This is a genomic window from Leptospira interrogans, from assembly GCF_900156205.1.
In the GTDB taxonomy this organism is placed as follows: Bacteria; Spirochaetota; Leptospiria; order Leptospirales; family Leptospiraceae; genus Leptospira; species Leptospira interrogans.
In genome coordinates this window covers 38,958-58,061 of sequence record NZ_FTNA01000026.1, presented here as the reverse complement: position 1 = coordinate 58,061, position 19,104 = coordinate 38,958, and the positions used below count along the sequence as shown (strand labels likewise).

Sequence of the window (19,104 nt, the reverse complement as noted above, 5' to 3'; positions counted from 1 at the left end):
GGGAAAGCATGGCGGCAAACTTTTTTAGGATATTAACTTCCTCTTTCAGTTTCAGATTTTCCTTCCGAAGCTTTTTCAGTTCTTCACTTTCTTTTAACTGTTTATCCGTAAGTGGAAGCTGATCTTCTGATTTTTTCAAGTATTCTCCCCTCCATTGTCGTAACACAAAATAGCTGATTCCAAGTGACCCTGCTACTTCTTTTATCGTAAACGAACCCGAAAGTGTTCGCTTGACTGCTTGTTCTTTAAACTCCGGAGAGTATTTTCCTTTCTTATTCATATTCACCTTTACCTCATTCGCTGAGTAAAAGGTGTCCGTTTTTACGTAACTAGGTTATTACAACAAAAGATTTCATTTTTCTTTTGTCTCGAATGCTGCAAAAAAATCACAAAGTTCTTTATGAGTAAGTTGTGTTTCTGTAAAATTAAAAGTACCTCGGTTAAACATTTCAAGCGCAGCCTGATGAATCAAATAAAAACAAGCACGGGCAAGACTTCCTCCAATACTGATCCGTCTTACACCTAAAGACAGTAAATCGGCTGCGGTGAAATTATTTTTACCGAGTCCTACAACAACATTAAGCGGGCAGTCGATGGAACGAACTAAATTACCAATCGTTTCAATATCATTGACTCCCGGAATAAAAAGACAATCCGCGCCTGCTTTACGATACATATCGGCTCGACGAATCGTTTCGTCTAAAGCGTTGGGATGATTCGTAAGAAACGTATCAGTTCTAGCAGTTAGAGTAAATGCGAAACCGGCTGCGTTTGCTTCTTGACGAGCAAAGTGAATACGTTCGGCAGCTAACTCAGCATTCAGCAGAGGTGAAGAATTATCGCCACTCAGATCTTCAATATTACAACCCACTACTCCTATCGATATAGCCCGCCTAACAGTTTCAGCAACTTTATCTGGTTCTATTCCATACCCACTTTCTAGATCAGCACTTACTGGAATATCAACCGATGCTACTATATTTCTCACATATTCGAGCATAACGTCACGATCTAGAATCTGATGATCTGGCAATCCAGCAGCAAAAGCAATTCCCGCGCTGGTAGTTCCAATCGCCGAGAATCCGGAACCAACCAACATACGCGCGCTTCCTGCATCCCAGGCATTTGGCATAATGAAAGTACCCCGCTCGTGCAAACTACGGAACATTTCGGCTTTTTTACTTTGTGATATAGACATTAGGCCTTCAATACCTCAACTCAGTTTAACAGTCAACAGATAATTTCATATGATTTATTTTTAATATTAAAATCTTAACAGAGGATTTCACCAAGCAAAAGAAGATTGTCAACCTTTGATCCTTAAATACTCCCGATCTAACTTTACGAGTATTTAAATCTGTCGAAAAATACTAAAATTTCTTATAAAAAAATTAATTTTCAAACGCTACCCAACAAACCATGCATTGAGTTCCTTCAATGAGACTCATCCGTTGGGGACAATTAAAGTAAAAAATCCGAGAGATACCCTATATTAGAAAATCATACTTTTTGCAGGTAAAAAGTTTTACTTTTGTTGGACGCTCGAAAACCTATGTTTTGATCGTTCTTATCCCAAAATCAGCCTTAACTTGTCAGGTTGGTTATGGTAACGCTTGTCACTATAAGATTAGAACTATGTACAGAACGTTCTTAAAAAGAAAATTGCGAACCAAAATCAAACAATTTGGCAAAACTAATCCGAGTAAGTGACGAACACAATAAGAAGACAAAGATCGCGAGTTTAAGAATTTATCCTAAAATCCCCTTACAAAAGCTCCAACAAATTGCGTCTAACAAAGCTTATACGTTTTTGAAAATGCAAAACATCCCAATTCTATAAAATTCTAAACTTGCAGCTCTGTTGAAATAAAAAACTATCCGATTTCCCCGTTTCTATTGGGACATTCTATACGTTCCTATCTGAGGGAAATGATCCGAGATTGTCCAGAGTATATCTTTCTGATCCACTTTATATCCAGACTGTTTCAAATTAGAAGAATAAAATATATAATCAATAGTTCTATCTGGCTTTCCAATCGCAGGATCGTTCGGATAATATGTGTAATATTTTTCTTTTTCAGGTCCATTCAAAATCTTGAATGGAACGGCGGAATTCCATCTGTCAAAAAGAGGTTTAATTTCCTGTTCGTCCGAATAAAAGAAAGCTCCATTAGGATGCATAGACTTTCGATCGAACCCAGGAGGGAGAAGATTAAAATCTCCCCCCAAAACCCAATAATGTCCTGCAAGATCCAGTTCTTTTAATAAACCTGTAATCGTTTCCACCTGCCTATGCATCGTATCAGTTCCTTGTGAAAACGCATCTAGATGAGTATTCAATACCGTAAACTTATCCCCACCTTCAATTGGTAAATCATTTTGAAGAATCGCCCTTTTCAAATTAAACTGAGTAGAAATAGGATCTGCTGGCATTAGAGGCAAAGAGTGTCTAATTCCATCAGAAATTTTATATTTACTAATCGTTGCCAGTTTCATACCCACACTTCCCAAAATTTTAGGATGTGGAACAAAATTAGATTTCCAGTAAAATGCCTCACTTCTACAGACATACTCGGACCCAATCCGAGAAAGAATTCTTTCTAACTGATCTTCACGAAACGTATTTTCTGCTCCGTCATGAAGCTCCTGAAAAAGTATCACATCTGGGTCTTCCGAATGAATGTAGCCGGCTACTTTTTTAAGTGTTTCTTCGATTTCCTCTTTAGAAGGCCCTGTGTCCGGCCCATCTCCGTTAGGTAAGTCATACCAAAAAATCCTTTTTTTTCCGGCGAGGTATTGTACGTTCCAGACCAACACTTTAATCTTAGAATTTTCTTTTAAGATTGGAGCGTTCTCATTACATACAATCTCCGCAGGTTCCGCCTGATCTGGATGATACGTGATTACATAAATCAAAATCAAAAGACTTCCGAAAAGAATTCCTAATATCGCCGTTATTTTTTTCAACCAACCCATTGGAATCTCCTTACGAACTTTCTAAACGGAAGATAGATATTTCAAAGAGAATACAACTAAGGAAAAGAAAAGTGGGTGTAAAGGATTTTCTTTTTGAAAGGGTAAAATTAAATTGGTCCTAAAGCCTAAGATGAAGACATTCTTTAAGATTCTATTCCTTCTTTTTTTAATACAAACACCAACTTATTCGGAAGAACTTGATCTTAAAATCCGTATCAAAAATGGAACAACCGGCAAAGAAGGCAACATAGAATCTCTCAGAGTGATTGCACTTCAACAAGGTATGATTCCTATTAAAGAAATTGGACCTTCCAATGGTTTTTTCGTCATACCAAAACTTTCCGTCCCGGATCAAACTCCAATTCTTCTTCAAGCCAAATATGAGGGTGTAAATTACAACAAGATGGTTCCTCCGGTTCCCGTTCTTCGTTCTGGAATTCAGGAAATCATAGTCTACGAAAAAACCAAAGATAAATCTTTTTTAAGAACTAGATCGGCGATGCAGATTTCCAGAGGAAGAGACTTTTTAAGAGTATTTAAGATCTTTCTAATATCTAATAATACGATTCCTCCTAAAAGTTTTCAGGATGAACAAAATCCATTTGAAATTTTTGTTCCTTCAGAAGCAACCGAAGTAATGGGGCAATTGACTCAAGGGGATTCCAAAATGCCGATCCCTCTTTCTTTTCGAGACGGACCCAATGGAAAATTGTTGGATAGAGCAATTCTTCCAGGAAGTTCTGAATTACAAATTTCTTATACAATTCCAGCAAGTAATCTTTCCACAGTTACGTTTAAAGATAGAATGCTCACCGAAAAAGAAGAAGGTTTTAGAGCCATTTTTTCAAAACCGCAGGATATGGAAATTTCCTTTATAGGTGCTTCTAAACAAGAAAGAATTCAAGAAGACGTATCTTCCGACATGAAAGCGTTTAAGGTAAGTTATCCTTCTCCTAAATTTGAGGTTTCTATTTCGGTCTCTGGTGGAGCGCCTATTCTTGATATGGAAACTCAAAGAGTCAATAGAAAGATAGAAAACGGAACCTGGTCTACGGAACGTTCTCTTTTAGGTTTGGTCGCTATATTAGGATTTCTTTTTACTCTTTCTTTTATCTTTGTTTTTAGAAAAAATTAGAAAAAACGATCCTATCCGTCTCTACGATCGTTTCGAACAAGTTTATTTTTCTTTGCAAAACTGTTGATCACATATTATATGCAATTTTCCTACTTTTTTACATCGAACTCACGTTAAATTACATTTATCTACAATTTTTGTGGGAACTCACATGTTTTGTAGCAAACTTGAAAATCTAAATTTCTTTTGAAGGTTGAGAAGGAATTTTAAATCGTGAGTTATACTTATTATTTTCGTAAAAAACGTGGGAACTACCACAAATCACAAAAATTTAACAGTAAAACCTTAGGTCGGAACTACAGACAGATTTGAAAAACGTGGGAACTACCACAAATCACAAAAATTTAACAGTAAAACCTTAGGTCGGAACTACAGACAGATTTGAAAAACGTGGGAACTATTACAAATCACAAGATTTTAACAGTAAAACTTTAGGTCGGAACTACAGACAGATTTGAAAAACGTGGGAACTATTACAAATCACAAGATTTTAACAGTAAAAACCTTAGGTCGGAACTACAGACAAATAATCATTCCGATTGCGTAAAAACGTAAGAACCCATAACTTGCAAATAGAAACCGTTTACGATGCGTACTTTTTCGTTCGTTCAAAATTCAATTCGATCTGCTGCGTTTAATCTTGCCATCGAAGAAGCAATCGGGCTTCATCTTGTTTCTTCAGGATATGGAGCAGGACTTAGGATCTGGAAAAATCCATTTTCCATTGTACTAGGACTTTCCGAAAAAGCGGAAGATACTATATTACCCGAAATACTTCTGCATTTTCAAGAATCGAAATTTAGTGGAATGATTGGTTTTGAAGATATAAAATCCGAAACAAATTTAAACTTAACCCAAAGTAGAAACGATAACTTCTCAAAAAATTTTCACTCTAATTTGGCGCAGGAAACTTTCGGAAACAATCAAAAAACTAAAATAGAAAATTTCAAATTCAATTCTAAAATAGAAGATCAAAACAGTTTTACAAAAGAATTTCCTATGATCGTACGAAGGGCAAGCGGAGGCGGAACCGTAGTTCATCATCCAGACGAAAATCTGAACTTTACGTTTTTTATTTCCTTGGACGTAAAACCAGAACTCTATAAAGTAAAAGAATCCTACGATTATTTTCTAAGTTTGGTGTTGGATGCGTTAAAAAGGCAAACGTTAGGCGCTTCTTTACGTGGAAAATCAGATCTCGCGGTGTTAGAAAATGGTCTGGAAAAAAAAATTTCAGGAAACGCTCAGTTTAGAAAAAGAGGAGCGGTCGTTCATCATGGAACCTTAATTTTGAAACCTTCTCTGATCGAAAGAGTTTCCAAACTACTCAAACATCCCCCCGAAGAACCGGAATACAGAAAAAATAGAAAACATACCGATTTTGTGACCTCTCTTCCGGACAATTTTTCTACAGTAAAATTTAGCCAGGATCTATCTCATGTATTTGCCGAATCCTTGGGTCTTTCCAAAATAGGCTCAGAGAGTGATCTCCGATTTCAGAAAGTTGTATTTCAAGAAGCAAAATTGCTTTTCGAAAACAAATATTCTAGGATGGATTTTATCTTCAGAGACTAAATCGGACTTTTACTCGGAACTATCAGAAAGAAGGTCCAGATGCAGTTTCTTCCAAAAGCAGATCCAGAAATATTTGCAGCATTAAAAAAAGAGGATGAAAGACAGGAAAATAACCTGGAAATGATCGCCTCTGAAAATTTTGTTTCCAGAGCCGTTCTGGAAGCTTATACATCCACACTTACGAATAAATATGCCGAAGGTTATCCAGGCAAAAGATATTACAACGGTTGTCATAACGCTGACGTAGTGGAAACACTCGCTATCGAAAGAGCAAAAAAACTTTTTGGTTCTCAATACGCAAACGTTCAACCTCACTCCGGCGCTCAGGCAAATATGGCCGTTTTTCTCGCTTGTTTAGAACCTGGAGATTCTTTTTTAGGAATGAATCTGGCTCACGGAGGTCATTTAACTCACGGTTCTCCGGTCAATGTAAGCGGAAAAATTTATAAGCCGATTCCTTATGGAGTGGATTCTAAAACCGAAACCATCAACTACGACGAAGTCGCAAAACTCGCGAGAGAACATAAACCAAAGTTGATTGTTGCAGGAGCTTCCGCTTATGCAAGAACGATCGACTTTTCTAAGTTTGCTGAGATTGCAAAGGAAGTAGGTGCAAAATTGATGGCGGATATTGCACATATTTCAGGTCTTGTTGCTACTGGTTATCATCCTTCTCCAATTGGTATGTTTGATTTTGTGACCACCACCACTCACAAAACTTTGAGAGGTCCCAGAGGTGGGTTGATTCTTTCTACATTAGAAAATGAGAAAGTACTAAACTCTCGTGTTTTTCCAGGAATCCAAGGTGGACCTTTGATGCACGTGATCGCGGCCAAAGCGGTGGCATTTCAGGAAGCACTTCAGCCAGACTATAAAAAATATATAGAAACCGTTCTTGCAAACGCCAAAACTTTAGCGGAAGTTTTTGTAAAAAGAGGTTACAGAGTTGTAAGCGGTGGAACGGACAATCACCTAGTTCTTTTGGACGTTTCCGTAAAAGGACTTACCGGTGCACAAGCAGCTGATGGACTAGACGAGGTAGGAGTTACCGTAAATAAAAACGCGATCCCGTTTGATAAAAATCCTCCCGCTGTCGCTTCTGGAATTCGTCTAGGAACTCCCGCACTTACAACCCGAGGTCTAAAACCTGCAGATATGGAAACTGTGGGAAATTTAATCTGCGACTTTTTAGATCATCCAAACGATGATAAAAATAGAACAAAAGTCAAAGGTGGCATCCAAGAGATGACTCAGAAGTTTCCTATGAATCAATTTCGTTTAGATTGATCGAACGATTTCTTTAGAACGAAGAGCGTGTCCCAAAACCTAAACACCGACCCTTAGGAAGGTGTTTGCTGAGTTTCACAAAATGTGGGAACTCATACAAAACTTAGATTTGTCTGTAAAACAATGTGGGAACTACTGAAAAACTTAGATTTGTCTGTAAAACAATGTGGGAACTACTGAAAAACTTAGATTTGTCTGTAAAACAATGTGGGAACTACTGAAAAACTTAGGTTTGTCTGTAAAACAATGTGGGAACTACTGCAAATCACGATTTTACGAACAAATTCTAAAATTGTAGCAATTATACTTTTAGAAAATTTTTTCTCACGCACTGCTCACGTTAAGTGAGAGTTTTCAGGTCTAAATTTAGAGTTACACCAAACTTGTGTTAAAGTTAATATTCTAAAATTTGTTACACGACATTCGAATTTAGAATGTCTGAATTTCATATAACGATCGTGATATTAAAACGATCCTTCCTAAACAATGTTTTTGAATTGACCTCGAACGAATTAGAAGAATAAACTTAAAGTAGAACTTACTGGGATGGCTTTATGGAAATCAATCTTGTCACGATCGCAATTCCGTTTTTCTTTTTACTAATCTTTCTAGAAATTGGATTTTCCGCATATCATAAACGCAAACTCTATCGTTTAAACGATTCCATCAACGATTTGTCTACAGGAACTGCGAGTCAAGTCGTAGGAGTTTTTTCTAAAGTTGTTACTTTAGCAGCTTATATTTATATCTATCAAAATTTTAGGATTTTCAATCTTCCTTCTTGGCCAAGTGAAGCGCTTTCCATTTTTCCAAACGGAATATTAGGACTCAGCTCTTATACTTGGGCTTGGATTTTTGTAGTAGCAGTTTGGATTTTTTGTTTTATTGGTTACGACCTAGCCTATTACTGGGTTCATCGTCTGAGCCATGAGATTAACTTTCTTTGGGCGGGACACGTTGTACATCATCAAAGCGAAGAATACAATCTCACAGTCGCCCTCAGACAAGCAAGTTTTCACGGTCTTTTTACTTGGGTTTTCTATCTTCCTTTAGCTTTGATCGGTTTTTCTCCGGTCGTGATGATTCTAAACGGACAACTCAATCTTATTTATCAATTCTGGATTCATACGAAGGCGATCAATAAATTTCCTCGTTGGTTCGAAGCAATTTTTAATACCCCTTCTCATCATAGAGTTCATCACGGAATCAATCCCCAATATATCGATAAAAACCACGGAGGAACTCTGATCGTTTTTGACAAATGGTTCGGAACCTTTGAACCGGAATTAGAAGAACCTGTTTATGGAACCGTTAAACCTCTACGTAGTTTCAATCCGATTTGGGCCAATCTTCACTATTGGTGGGAAATGATCGAGCTCGCTCGAAATTGCTCCCGCTGGTCAGATAAGTTTAAAGTTTTTTTTGCAGTTCCTGGTTGGAGACCCAAAGAACTCGGAGGTCAATATCCAATTCCCGAAGTTTCTACAAAAACATTCCATAAATTTGATATAGATCTTCCTAAAGGTTTAAGTTTATATTCTCTAGTTTGGTTTATCATTTCCGTAGTACTTACATTTGGAATGCTCGTTAAAGTTCAGTCCCTTCCTTGGTTCAATATAGGTGTCATTAGTTTTGTCTCTTTGATTTCTCTTTTGACAATTGGTGGAATCTTAGAAAAAAAACGTTGGGCTCTTTTTGTAGAACCGATCCGCTTAGTCATTTTAGTCGGTGCCGCTTATGTTCTTTCAGCGGAAATGAGTATTACGTTAGGTACTATTGCTCTAAGTGTAATTTCTACAATTTGGTTTTTTACCTACAGAACTTATTTCGTTTTGTCCCAGGAAATCAATCCGGTAGGTGAAATTCTTAGAAGAACCGCTTAACGTTTCTAAAAAAATAATCAGAAGTTAAATAGAAATAAGAGTTTGTCCCAAAACCTCAAAAAATTTTACGCGATAACTCTTTAGAAATTTTTAATAAAATGTAGTAGTCCTACAAAAACCGTCACAATTTGCGAACTTTCGAACAGTTATAGTATCATCAAATTTTCGTAGTAGTTCACACATTGGACGGTTTTGAAACAAACTCTAAGTATTTTTAAAAATTCTATTTTAGGAATTGTTTATAGATGAAATTTATTTTCAAGTAAAGTGAACTCAAAAGAAATTAATTTTTTATAATACTGAATTTTTTCGTAAAAAAGTTAGACATAAAAACTACTCTTAGAAACTCAATGATAAAAACACCGTTTAAAAGTATTTATAAAATATTTATTTTATAAGAGATTTTACAAACTCAAACCGTGATTTTATAGTTCAAACTCTAAAAGAATAGGATTCTTACTTTTAGAAAACCTTTTATAACCGCTAACTTAAATAACGTGAGTCCGACGTAAAAAAAATCGGGGCGAATCCGGCTGCCTATGGCAGCCGGACCGGGCTCTCCGCTCTGGTCAAGTTATTGTGAAATTCCAAAAACAGATTCAATTTTTATAAAATACCAATAACTTAACCTCGCATCGATCCCTTTCGCGTTATGCCAAACTCACGTTAAGTATGTATTTCTTATTACTCATAACTATATAATAAAGTACCTAATATTTTGTATGGGATCAGTGTTTTGTGATAAAATTAATGGTACTCAATTTTATATGGATCAGTAGATTCAGAGTAAAAAATCCTTCTTTATGAAAGTAAAATCTTTATGTAAAAAATAAAATGTCAAACTACACAAATCATAGTTTTACAAACAAAAATTCTAAAGTTGTAGAAATTTTTATTTTTAGAAAATTCTTTCTCATTTTCTTGCACTAAACTCACGTTAGCTGTGAAATTTTCAACAACTCTATTCTAAGTTTTGAAACAAGTAATAGTATCTTCATACCATCCGAATAATAAAAATTGTTCCCAAACCCTACCTTTAAAAAAGAAAAGCCTCCCGATGAGAGGCTCTACCTTAAAAAATAAAATGGAAAATTTTTATAATATTAAGGAACGTTTGCGAAACTGATTGTAATCGAATCTATATAAGCTTTTGTTAAAGTATCCCAACTAGAAACAGTGGGACTTGTAGTTGCACTAGACTTACCTACGGTTCCTACCCTATCATACAATCCATCCACTCTTGTCGCTTGAATAAAGTCAGAAGGAATCGCATTCGCCGCAACTCCTTCTGAAACAAATCCGTTAAAGTTAAACAAACCATAAGCAGGAGTAAAATTCACAAACTGACTTACGGTCGAATTACAGGTAATCGCCTGTCCGGAAGTAATTGTAGTCTGCTCTAATCCTGCCTTAGCAGTCACATTTAAACTTCCATCAAGTTTTTGACTATAAGCAAGTTTATAATATTCTTTTCCCGCCCCCGGACAAAGTCCTTGATTATGCCCATAACCAAGTGCTTGTGTTCCAGCATTGATCGGAACTAAATCGGTGGTTCCATGAAAACTTACAACGGATTTAAAACAAAATACAGTACGATTGTCCATCTCTTCTAAAATTACTCTACCCGTGTCTACATCTTGTCCAAGCGCATCAGCACCCAAAGGACCTTTCCAAGAGTAAGTTTGAATCAAACCCTGATTTGAAAATCCAGTAATCACCGGTTGAACCACATAACTTTCTATAATCGCAGTCGCTCCCGCCCATTGAGTCGGATCGAGTCGGCTCAATTGATATACAAGAACGGCTCCATCTCCGGAAGCATTTCTCGGATCGTCATCGAAAAAAAGCTGGAGAGCTGGTTGGTTATCAGAAGAAGAACGAAGTTCAAAAAAATTCGTATAAGAAGCTGCACTTCCCAAAGTACTCGGTTGATACGATACGTTTCCCGAATTCAATTTCAAACGTAGAGTATAAGATTGTCCGTTAAAATTCTGATTTGCTAAAGTGATGTTCGCAGTACTTCCAGCAGGAAATGTTTTTCGAATCCCAGCAATCAATTCGTCCATAAAAAGAGAATTCCCTCTAGCCCAGGTTGCTGACTGGCGTACAAATCCCCAATTATCGGCATTCGCCTTCAAAGGTTGTAATAACTCTAAACGTATAGGAAATGGTTTAGGAGAATCTTCTCTCACAAAAAAAGGAACTCTGTCCGAACGAAAACTAAGTCCCAATCCCAAAAAGACGACTAACGCAAATAGAAAGAGTAATTTTTTCATTTGAATTTTCCTCACTCCGCAATCCCTTTGGGAACGATAATAAAAAAACCGGTCTTACTTTGTTCTACGTAAGGTCGAGTTGCTAACCAAAGAAGAATCGCGTTGGTCTGATTGTCGTCATCCTCTTTCTTTTTACAAGTTCCGATAAACAAAAAGCTCATCAATACAACTGCAAGAATTCCCGCAGAAAACAAATTACGAAAAACTTTCATATATACCACCTCAAAATTTGAGTATTTTTCCAAATTCAACTTTCGATAGATCGTTCGTTTGCTGAAACTTCTACAATAGAACGCCATAAATCTTAACGCCCAACGCAGATTTTTATACATTCTATTCTATAACCGAAAATAAATCTATTATCCCATTTAAAATTTACATAAAGTTTAAATTTCTTTATAAACAATCTTAAAAAAGTTTTCTTACCTACTGATTTCTATAAAATTAAGTATCCCGAATTTTAATCGTAAACCCCTATTTCAATACAAAATATTGGGAGCTATAGTATATAGTTCTGAGTAATACTTTATTCTAATTCATTTTTGAAATCGTTTTATAAAAAAGTTTTATCCTCATAATTTCTATTTTGGAAAATAGATTCCGGTAAAGTTACTTAAACCAAAACACGAGTCAATCAGGATTCTATTGTCTAATCAATTTGAATTTAAAACTTTTTTTTAAAAATCATCCGGATCCGTTATCAAACGATATATCGTTTTTTTAAAAATATAATTGTAAATCGAATAACGGCACCAGATAGTTTTTTACGGATTAAACTCAGTCGCATGTAATGAATATACAAAAAACCTGTTCAAAAATCGGAACAAATTTTTACGGCTTGATTTTTTTAATAAAGTACAATTAAACTTTGAAACCAACTATAAAAACCTAATCCAATTGGATCGAATCAAAATATTAGAAATCAATCAACAATCCTCATTCTAAAAAACGTTCCAAGATAAAAAAGAAACCGTCATTATGTTTTAAAAGCGCATCAGTAGTTTAACTGTTTGATTTAGAAAAGAACTATTTGAACTCGAACAAGAATAAACCGATCTATGGCTTTCAATTCGGAAACAAAACCAACGTGTATCTACTTTCGAACAAAAAAGTGATTTAGATAATTCTATCTACATATACAATGATTCAGTTATCTTATAGAAATTGATCAAAACCAACATAAAACGGTGAATTTATGTCCGTTGTAATTCCTTTCGTTTTTACGCTGAAAAAATGGAAACTGGGAAATGATTTTTAGATCAACTCATTCTAACAAATGAAGCAGCAGCTCTGAGCTACATAACAAATACCTAATCCAATATAGTTTATATTTCAATCCCGTGAATTTTTTATAAATAAGTATAGGCGAATCCGGACCGCACCTTCAACTCCAGTCAATAAAATGTATTAATAAAACTTAATACAATATTTCGTCTTTAGTTACAATTTATTATAAAAGAGAGACGCAATTTTTGAAAACTTCCTTATTTTTGTAAAATCAACAGTTAATTCCAGGTATCATTTTCATGTGTCCGAATAGTAGAAAGTAAGGTTGTTTCTACAAATCTTTTCATACACAAAATGAAATTTATCACCTAACGATAATTTTATGCAGAAATTTGATTTTTAAAATCCTTATCTTTTGATTTTATAGAGGTTGTTTTTTATATTACTACTCGGACGCATGAATAAAATACTTGGGTTAGATTGTTTCAAAAATTTGAATATTTTGATCCTGCTTTAAAATGCAGTAAATCCCGAATTTGCGGTATTTTTTAAGTACCACTATTTTTTTCGTAAATTCAGCCGTTAATAACTTGGTATTATTTTCATGCGTCCGGGTACAGCGTGTCCCAAAACCTCAAAGAATTTGCACGATAATTCTTTAGAAATTTTTAATACAGTAGTTTTTACAAAAACCGTCACATTTGATAATTTGTGAACTTTCAAGTAATTCTAATATTATTAAATTTTTGTGAGAGTTCCCACATTTTGTGAAACTCAGCAAACACCTTCCTAAGGGTCGGTGTTTAGGTTTTGGGACATGTTCTAATTATACTTTATCAGAAAGACTAAGCTGCAATAACTCAACAGAACGCTTTCTAAACTCAAATCTCGCGCTCGACGGGTCGCAAGATAGGGCGCGTTCAAAAACGCAGCGTCTCACTTTCTTTTGGGACAGGTTCTTATAAAAAGTTTATTTGCAAAAAAGATTTTTTTGTAGCGTTGACGCAGATTTTTTATTTATAAAATGATTATCTACGTCAACGGTTCTTTTGTTATGACATACAGAGAATTTGTTCTTCTCCATTCATCATTGGCTTACTGCAGAATACATCTACCTCCCGAACATTGGTTTATCAATGAACTGATTGGATATCTTCCTGAACCTCTTCTGTCATCCCCATCTCCAGTACAATCCCTACTTGAAACCGTGAGACTAAAAGGAGTTTCATAAGTACCTACCGGCCGTATGGTTGTAAGTGTTGTCAAAGTCCTTCCATTTTCTAACCTATTGATTACCTCGTTTGGATCCATAGTAGGTGCTAAAGATTGAATATAGGTATTCAACGATGCCGTAGGCATATTTGTTGGAATTACTACTAACCCTTCAGAAGTTCTCAAAATAGGAACGGCATGCCCCGAAATAGATCCGTTTGCACGTTGCCTTCTTAATAATCCCAACCAAATGCTTCCAGGAGGAGAATTGATAAGCGATCTAATGTGAGATTGTATATCAGACCGAGTAGTAAGCGGAGAAGAGGACTCCCATTCATACTGAGGTAACATAATCATAGCAGATGCAAATGCGAGCACTCTACCTCTGTTAGCGTAATCGACAGGTACATTTGTCACCAATCTGTCCAATTCCGGATAACGTTGGCTAAACGAAAGAAAGGGATCCCTATTAGAAGCTGTATTGAAAAAATATCCTCCACTCGTAAGAGGCTCTCTAGAATGATACTCCATTAATTCTGCTATCATTTGAAAACTATGAAGCAAACAAACACCACATGCTCCATGTCTCTGCGGAATCGCACCGGGGTTCGCAGATTCAAATGTGGCTGATCTCGCTATATCATAAAGTCTTTGAACCCAAGCAACACTCAATTGAAAATCAGACGGTAAGTTCCTTTTTACTCTTTGATATATACGACTTTCTTTCTTGCCAGCTGGACAATATTGATCCGTCTTTCCAAGATTACTAGTAGTATAACGTATCCATTTCAGTAAATCTACATCGACAGTAAACACAGAAGTAGGGCTATGAGTAGTATCCTTTTCTAAATAAGAAGGTTTAGCAGTATAGGCAACGCCCCAATTGGGTCCCTCCTTGGTAACTCTCAAAATATTTCCTTTATAATCTGTAATCATCCCTCCTGCATTTGCTACAAAATAAACGTTCCAAAAAGCTGGATTCTCTTTTTTAATAGGTGCGTCACTACATTTTCCCCATTGAACCCAATTCCAATCATATTTATCTGTCATCTTAGAATACATACAACTGAGAAGACCACTTGAAGGATCATACTGTGCAATATGTCCACTTTCAGGATTGTAGTACAAAGGTATAATATCTTCTTTACTGGAACCTTTGGAATGAATAAAGTAGGCGCTAGGTGCCATATTGATATCCCAAATTCCATCTCCCCAACCTGAATTCCAAGAAATGGAAGTCCGAATACTGATATTTCCAGGGGTAGCCACTGTTTTAACCCAATTATCCATCGAAGAATTTAATGTATGATTGTAGTTATCTCCAGAGGTTTTAGAAATATAACCGTACCAATTTGTATCTTTTAAACGATACTTTCCGTCAGCAGTCCAAAAGGAATTTTCTTTTACGATCCATCTTTGTAGAGGATCATTGATAGTACAAGGTCTAAGATTCACATAACCCCACCTTGCATTTCCTTTAACTACCGGCTCCGGAGCAGTAATACATAACCATGTATTATTGATGTTATACGAAATTCTTTGAAACACATCGTATCTTGCTTTAGCAGTATTATCCCCACACTTTTCAATCCAAACATAACCTTCACCTTTACTAAAGACAGGAGAATAACAATACGTTTTCCCATCATGCGTAACGATGTTAATAGGTTTATCTTTTGGAGGATCAGTGGGTTTTTGAGCGATCGAATAATTAGCTTTTGATGAAGAAGCGTGGATAAGTGTATGATACCCGAATCCAACCCCAATCGAAACTAACAAAACTACTACGAGATTTTTCCAATTACCCATTTTTGTCTCCATTCTTTCGAAAATTAAGACGTCGTCACACAACCATAAAACATATAGGACAAACACGACATTCTTAACAAATTCTGTTCGAACTAGTTATTCTGCACGTGTCATCTTCACAGAATCAATTTAAAGACGAGCCTAACTTTAGAGATAAAACTCTATAGCCCTAAGTAGGGCCGGATGATCGTCTCAATTGAATAGAAGCATGCGACGTCATTTTTAGCTTTTATCATTCTTTTAGGATTTTTAATAAGAAATCTTCTATTATTTAGAATATTCTAATAAAAAGAAATTAAAAACTATTTTTAAGGACACGTTATGCTTGCTTAATTAAACATCAAATAAAAAATTAATTCGACATAAGTTTAATAGAAACACATTAGAACTTTAGTAATCTTTTATATACAAAATTCAATTACTCAAGCAGTGAATTAAAGAAAAAAATACTAAAAGTAAGTCTTTATAAATTAGAGTTGTTAGATCACAAAGCAGAGATTTCATACAGAAATTTGATTCAACAATTCACTACGATCAATTGATTCGAGCAACTTTTCAGAATAAAAAAAAGAAGCAGACATATTTTTTAAAAGTACACTACCGCACCAATTATTAATTTAGAAAATTTAGAACTTCCAAATCCAGTTTTACTTCAGAAAAACTCAAACAAACAGATCTATTGTTTCAAATTCTTCTCAAATCTAAAAACAAAACTAACGTGTATTTACTTTTTGAATATAATAGTTATTCAAATAATTCAATAGAGTTGATTAAAATTAATTTTATTTTGTTTTTTTGATTAAAACAAATGGATAAAACCGTTTGTAAATATGAATTTTTTCAACAACTCTATTTATAAAAGTTTACTTGTGAAAAAGATTTTTTGCAGCGTTGACGTAGATTTATATTCATAAAATTGTAATCTACGCCAACAACTCTTTTTGTTAAGACATCCAGAAAGATTGTTTTTCTTCCTTTACTGACTTACTGCAAAATACATCTACCTCCCGAACACTGATTTATCAATGAACTAGTTGGATATCTTCCTGAACCCCTTCTACCATCCCCATCTCCAGTACAATCCCTAGTAGAAACAGTGAGACTAAAAGGAATATCGTAAATCCTTACCGGCTGTATGGTTGTAAGTTCCGTCAGAGTACTTCCATTTTCTAATCTATTGATTACCTCGTTCGGATCCATAGTAGGCGCTAAAGATCGAATGTAGGTATTCAACGACATCGTAGGCGAATTTGTTGGAATTACCACTATTCCTTGAGAAGTTCTCAGAATGGGAACGGCGTGCCCCCAAGTAGATCCGTCCGCATCTCTTCCCCTCAATAATCCCAACCAAATGCTTCCAGGAGGAGAATTGATAAGAGATCTAGCATGTAATAATCTACCAGACCGAGTAGTGATTGTGTCAGAAGACGTCCACTCATACTGAGGCAACATAACCAGAGTAGATCCGAATCCGGGCCTATTAGCGTAACTAGGTACATTTGTAAGCAATGCATTCAATTGCGGATAACGTTGATTAAACGAAATAAAAGGATCTCTATTAGGAGCAGTATCAAAGAAATATCCTCCGCCTGTAAGAGGTCCTCGAGAATGATATTCTAATAACTCTGCTATCATTTGGTAACTATGAAGCATACAAACACCGCATACCCCACGGCATGGAATAGCACGAGATATACTCGATCTAGCTATCTCATAAAGCCTTTGAATCCACTCCCTGGTTAATTGAAAGTCAGAAGGTAAGTTCAAGTTCCTTTTGACTCGTTTCCGTACAAGACTTTCTTTATTACCAGCTGGACAATACTGATCTGTTTTACCAAGATTAGAATACGTATAACGTGTCCAATCCAGTAAATCTTTATCAATAACAAACAAAGAAGTGGGACTATGAGTAGTGTCCTTTTCTAAATAAGAAGGTTTGACTGTATAGGCAACCCCCCAATTGAGTCCATATCTGGTAACTCTCAGCACATTACCTTTGTAGTCTGTGATCGCCCCTTCTTTGTCGGTTTCAAAAAATACATTCCAAAAAGCTGGATTATCTTTTTTAATAGGTGCATCACTACATTTTCCCCATTTAACCCAATTCCAATCATATTTATCTGTCATCTTAGAATACATACAATTAAGAAGACCACTTGAAGGATCATACTGTGCAATATGTCCACTTTCAGGATTGTAGTACAGAGGAGTTGTATTTTTATTCGAACTTCCCCAGCGAATAAAATAACGTTCATTTCCCTCAGTAGTTTGCAAATCCCAAGCGATAGAAGTTTGAATGCTGATGTTACCGGGAATAGCTACTGTTTTAATCCAATCGTCCATGGAAGAATTTAAGGTATGGTCGTATCTATCACCAGAATTTCTAGAAATATAACCATACCAATTTGTATCTTTTAAACGATAACGTCCATTTGCAGTCCAAAAGGAATTATCTTTTACGATCCATCTTTGCAGAGGATCATTGATAGTACAAGGCCTGAGGTTTACATAGTTCCAGGTTTCTTCCCCTTTAACTACTGTCTCCGGAGCAGTAATACATAACCACGTATTATTGATGTTATACGAAATTCTTTGAAACACATCGTATCTTGCTTTAGCAGTATTATCACTACAATAGTCAATCCAAATATAACCTTCACCTTTAGTAAAGACAGGAGAGTAACAATAATTACTTCCGCCATGCATAACAACTTGAATTGACTTATCTTTTGGTTGATCTGCAGGTTTCTGAGCTATCGAGTAATCACTCTTTGATGAAGCATTTATTGATGTATGGTTAATTCCATATTCGAAACCAATTCCAATCAAGACTAACAAAGATACCCTTAGGACGATCCAACGACCCATTTTATATCCTCCATTCTTTTGAAAAATTGAGACGTTGTATGCAACTATAAACACATTAGGACAAACGCGATATTCCTAACAAATTCTGTTCGAACTAGTTATTGAATACGTATTACTCTACCAATCTCTATAGAATAAATTTTAAGAAGAACCTCCCTCCAGAGATAAAACTCTATCACTCTATTCTATAGTTCAAGTAGCAGTCGGATCTCCTTAATTAAACAGAAGACACACAACGTCACTTTTTATATTTTATTGTTTTTTGGTTATTAATAATAAATTTTCTATTATTTAGAATATTCTAATAATAATAAATTAATAATTATTAACTATGCAAACGTTATGTACAACCAGATAGACATCAAATAAAAAAATTAATTCGATATAAATTTCCATAAATATACATTGGAACTTTAGTAATCTATTATATACAAAAATCAATTACCCAAGTAGAGCAATACTAAAAGTAAGTCTTTATAAATTAGAGTTATTGATTTGATAGAAATCACAAAACAAGACTCCATGTGAAAACTTGGCTAAACAATCATCCTTTTTTGAACTTTATAGAGGCTTCAGAACCAATTCGTTCAAATCTGAATCTTTCAATAGAACAATAAAAAGAATCATCTTATTGAAAGTTATATAACAAGTATTTTGTTTTAAAATAAGAGCCCGCCCAAAAATCTCAAAAAATCCCATACGACCATTATTTAGTAATTTATAATATTACGGAATAATTTCCACAAAACAGGCTCTTTGGCAACTTACGAATTTTCAAGCAGCTTAAATGTAGTTCAATTTTCGCAACAACTTCCACATTAAACGGCCCTCAAACCCAAAAAGCACCATTTTGTCT

Annotated in this window: 11 protein-coding genes and 1 pseudogene; 5 read left to right on the top strand and 7 right to left on the bottom strand. The window is 35.3% G+C overall.

Translation table 11 applies throughout. The annotated features are described in order from the left end of the window. The 3 genes and pseudogenes from BW942_RS16935 to BW942_RS16925 form a co-directional block, all read right to left on the bottom strand. A pseudogene (locus BW942_RS16935) lies at positions 1-280 on the bottom strand (transposase); the annotation flags it as partial. 72 nt (positions 281-352) lie between these two features. After that, positions 353-1,198, bottom strand: coding sequence for an isocitrate lyase/PEP mutase family protein (locus BW942_RS16930; protein ID WP_000028195.1), 846 nt, complete (start codon positions 1,196-1,198; stop codon positions 353-355). 695 nt (positions 1,199-1,893) lie between these two features. Then, positions 1,894-2,976 (bottom strand): endonuclease/exonuclease/phosphatase family protein, encoded by a 1,083-nt coding sequence (locus BW942_RS16925; RefSeq protein ID WP_000539780.1) that lies wholly within the window; start codon positions 2,974-2,976, stop codon positions 1,894-1,896. A 130-nt stretch (positions 2,977-3,106) separates the two neighbouring features. Here BW942_RS16925 and BW942_RS16920 point away from each other — a divergent pair, with 130 nt between their 5' ends. From BW942_RS16920 to BW942_RS16900, 4 genes are all read left to right on the top strand, one after another. Next, positions 3,107-4,111 (top strand): hypothetical protein, encoded by a 1,005-nt coding sequence (locus BW942_RS16920; protein ID WP_000846596.1) that lies wholly within the window; start codon positions 3,107-3,109, stop codon positions 4,109-4,111. 588 nt (positions 4,112-4,699) lie between these two features. Next, the gene (locus BW942_RS16915; RefSeq protein ID WP_001258780.1) at positions 4,700-5,686 is read left to right on the top strand and encodes a lipoate--protein ligase family protein; all 987 of its coding nucleotides are present in this window, start codon (positions 4,700-4,702) and stop codon (positions 5,684-5,686) included. 39 nt (positions 5,687-5,725) lie between these two features. Continuing rightward, positions 5,726-6,973, top strand: coding sequence for a serine hydroxymethyltransferase (glyA, locus tag BW942_RS16910; protein WP_001160150.1), 1,248 nt, complete (start codon positions 5,726-5,728; stop codon positions 6,971-6,973). A 554-nt stretch (positions 6,974-7,527) separates the two neighbouring features. Continuing rightward, positions 7,528-8,856 (top strand): sterol desaturase family protein, encoded by a 1,329-nt coding sequence (locus BW942_RS16900; protein ID WP_000405139.1) that lies wholly within the window; start codon positions 7,528-7,530, stop codon positions 8,854-8,856. A 1,103-nt stretch (positions 8,857-9,959) separates the two neighbouring features. On the opposite strand, the gene BW942_RS16890 is transcribed toward BW942_RS16900, so the two are convergent. The 3 genes from BW942_RS16890 to BW942_RS16875 all read right to left on the bottom strand — a co-directional run bounded on the left by BW942_RS16890 (position 9,960) and on the right by BW942_RS16875 (position 15,380). Next, complete coding sequence (locus BW942_RS16890; protein WP_000734588.1) at positions 9,960-11,132, bottom strand: LIC_12337 family protein; 1,173 nt, start codon at positions 11,130-11,132, stop codon at positions 9,960-9,962. Between the two features lie 11 nt (positions 11,133-11,143). Next, positions 11,144-11,344: an LIC12338 family lipoprotein gene (locus BW942_RS16885; RefSeq protein WP_000862513.1), complete on the bottom strand. Its 201-nt coding sequence runs from the start codon at positions 11,342-11,344 to the stop codon at positions 11,144-11,146. A 2,110-nt stretch (positions 11,345-13,454) separates the two neighbouring features. Further along, complete coding sequence (locus BW942_RS16875) at positions 13,455-15,380, bottom strand: DUF1561 domain-containing protein (protein WP_000528830.1); 1,926 nt, start codon at positions 15,378-15,380, stop codon at positions 13,455-13,457. Between the two features lie 679 nt (positions 15,381-16,059). Between BW942_RS16875 and BW942_RS21865 the strand changes: the two genes are divergently transcribed. Continuing rightward, positions 16,060-16,179, top strand: a complete 120-nt coding sequence (locus BW942_RS21865; protein WP_001974463.1) for a hypothetical protein — start codon at positions 16,060-16,062, stop codon at positions 16,177-16,179. A 185-nt stretch (positions 16,180-16,364) separates the two neighbouring features. On the opposite strand, the gene BW942_RS16865 is transcribed toward BW942_RS21865, so the two are convergent. Continuing rightward, on the bottom strand, positions 16,365-18,248 hold the full coding sequence (locus BW942_RS16865) for a DUF1561 domain-containing protein (RefSeq protein ID WP_000534023.1): 1,884 nt from the start codon (positions 18,246-18,248) through the stop codon (positions 16,365-16,367). Positions 18,249-19,104: the final 856 nt, after the last annotated feature.

What these genes read in the sequence shown, in the direction of transcription:
- glyA (WP_001160150.1), top strand. Translation starts at nt 5,726, where the DNA reads ATGCAGTTTCTTCCAAAAGCAGATCCAGAAATATTTGCAGCATTAAAA.
- BW942_RS16890 (WP_000734588.1), bottom strand. Translation starts at nt 11,132, where the DNA reads ATGAAAAAATTACTCTTTCTATTTGCGTTAGTCGTCTTTTTGGGATTG.
- BW942_RS16875 (WP_000528830.1), bottom strand. Translation starts at nt 15,380, where the DNA reads ATGGGTAATTGGAAAAATCTCGTAGTAGTTTTGTTAGTTTCGATTGGG.
- BW942_RS16885 (WP_000862513.1), bottom strand. Translation starts at nt 11,344, where the DNA reads ATGAAAGTTTTTCGTAATTTGTTTTCTGCGGGAATTCTTGCAGTTGTA.
- BW942_RS16900 (WP_000405139.1), top strand. Translation starts at nt 7,528, where the DNA reads ATGGAAATCAATCTTGTCACGATCGCAATTCCGTTTTTCTTTTTACTA.
- BW942_RS16915 (WP_001258780.1), top strand. Translation starts at nt 4,700, where the DNA reads ATGCGTACTTTTTCGTTCGTTCAAAATTCAATTCGATCTGCTGCGTTT.
- BW942_RS16920 (WP_000846596.1), top strand. Translation starts at nt 3,107, where the DNA reads ATGAAGACATTCTTTAAGATTCTATTCCTTCTTTTTTTAATACAAACA.
- BW942_RS16925 (WP_000539780.1), bottom strand. Translation starts at nt 2,976, where the DNA reads ATGGGTTGGTTGAAAAAAATAACGGCGATATTAGGAATTCTTTTCGGA.
- BW942_RS16930 (WP_000028195.1), bottom strand. Translation starts at nt 1,198, where the DNA reads ATGTCTATATCACAAAGTAAAAAAGCCGAAATGTTCCGTAGTTTGCAC.
- BW942_RS16865 (WP_000534023.1), bottom strand. Translation starts at nt 18,248, where the DNA reads ATGGGTCGTTGGATCGTCCTAAGGGTATCTTTGTTAGTCTTGATTGGA.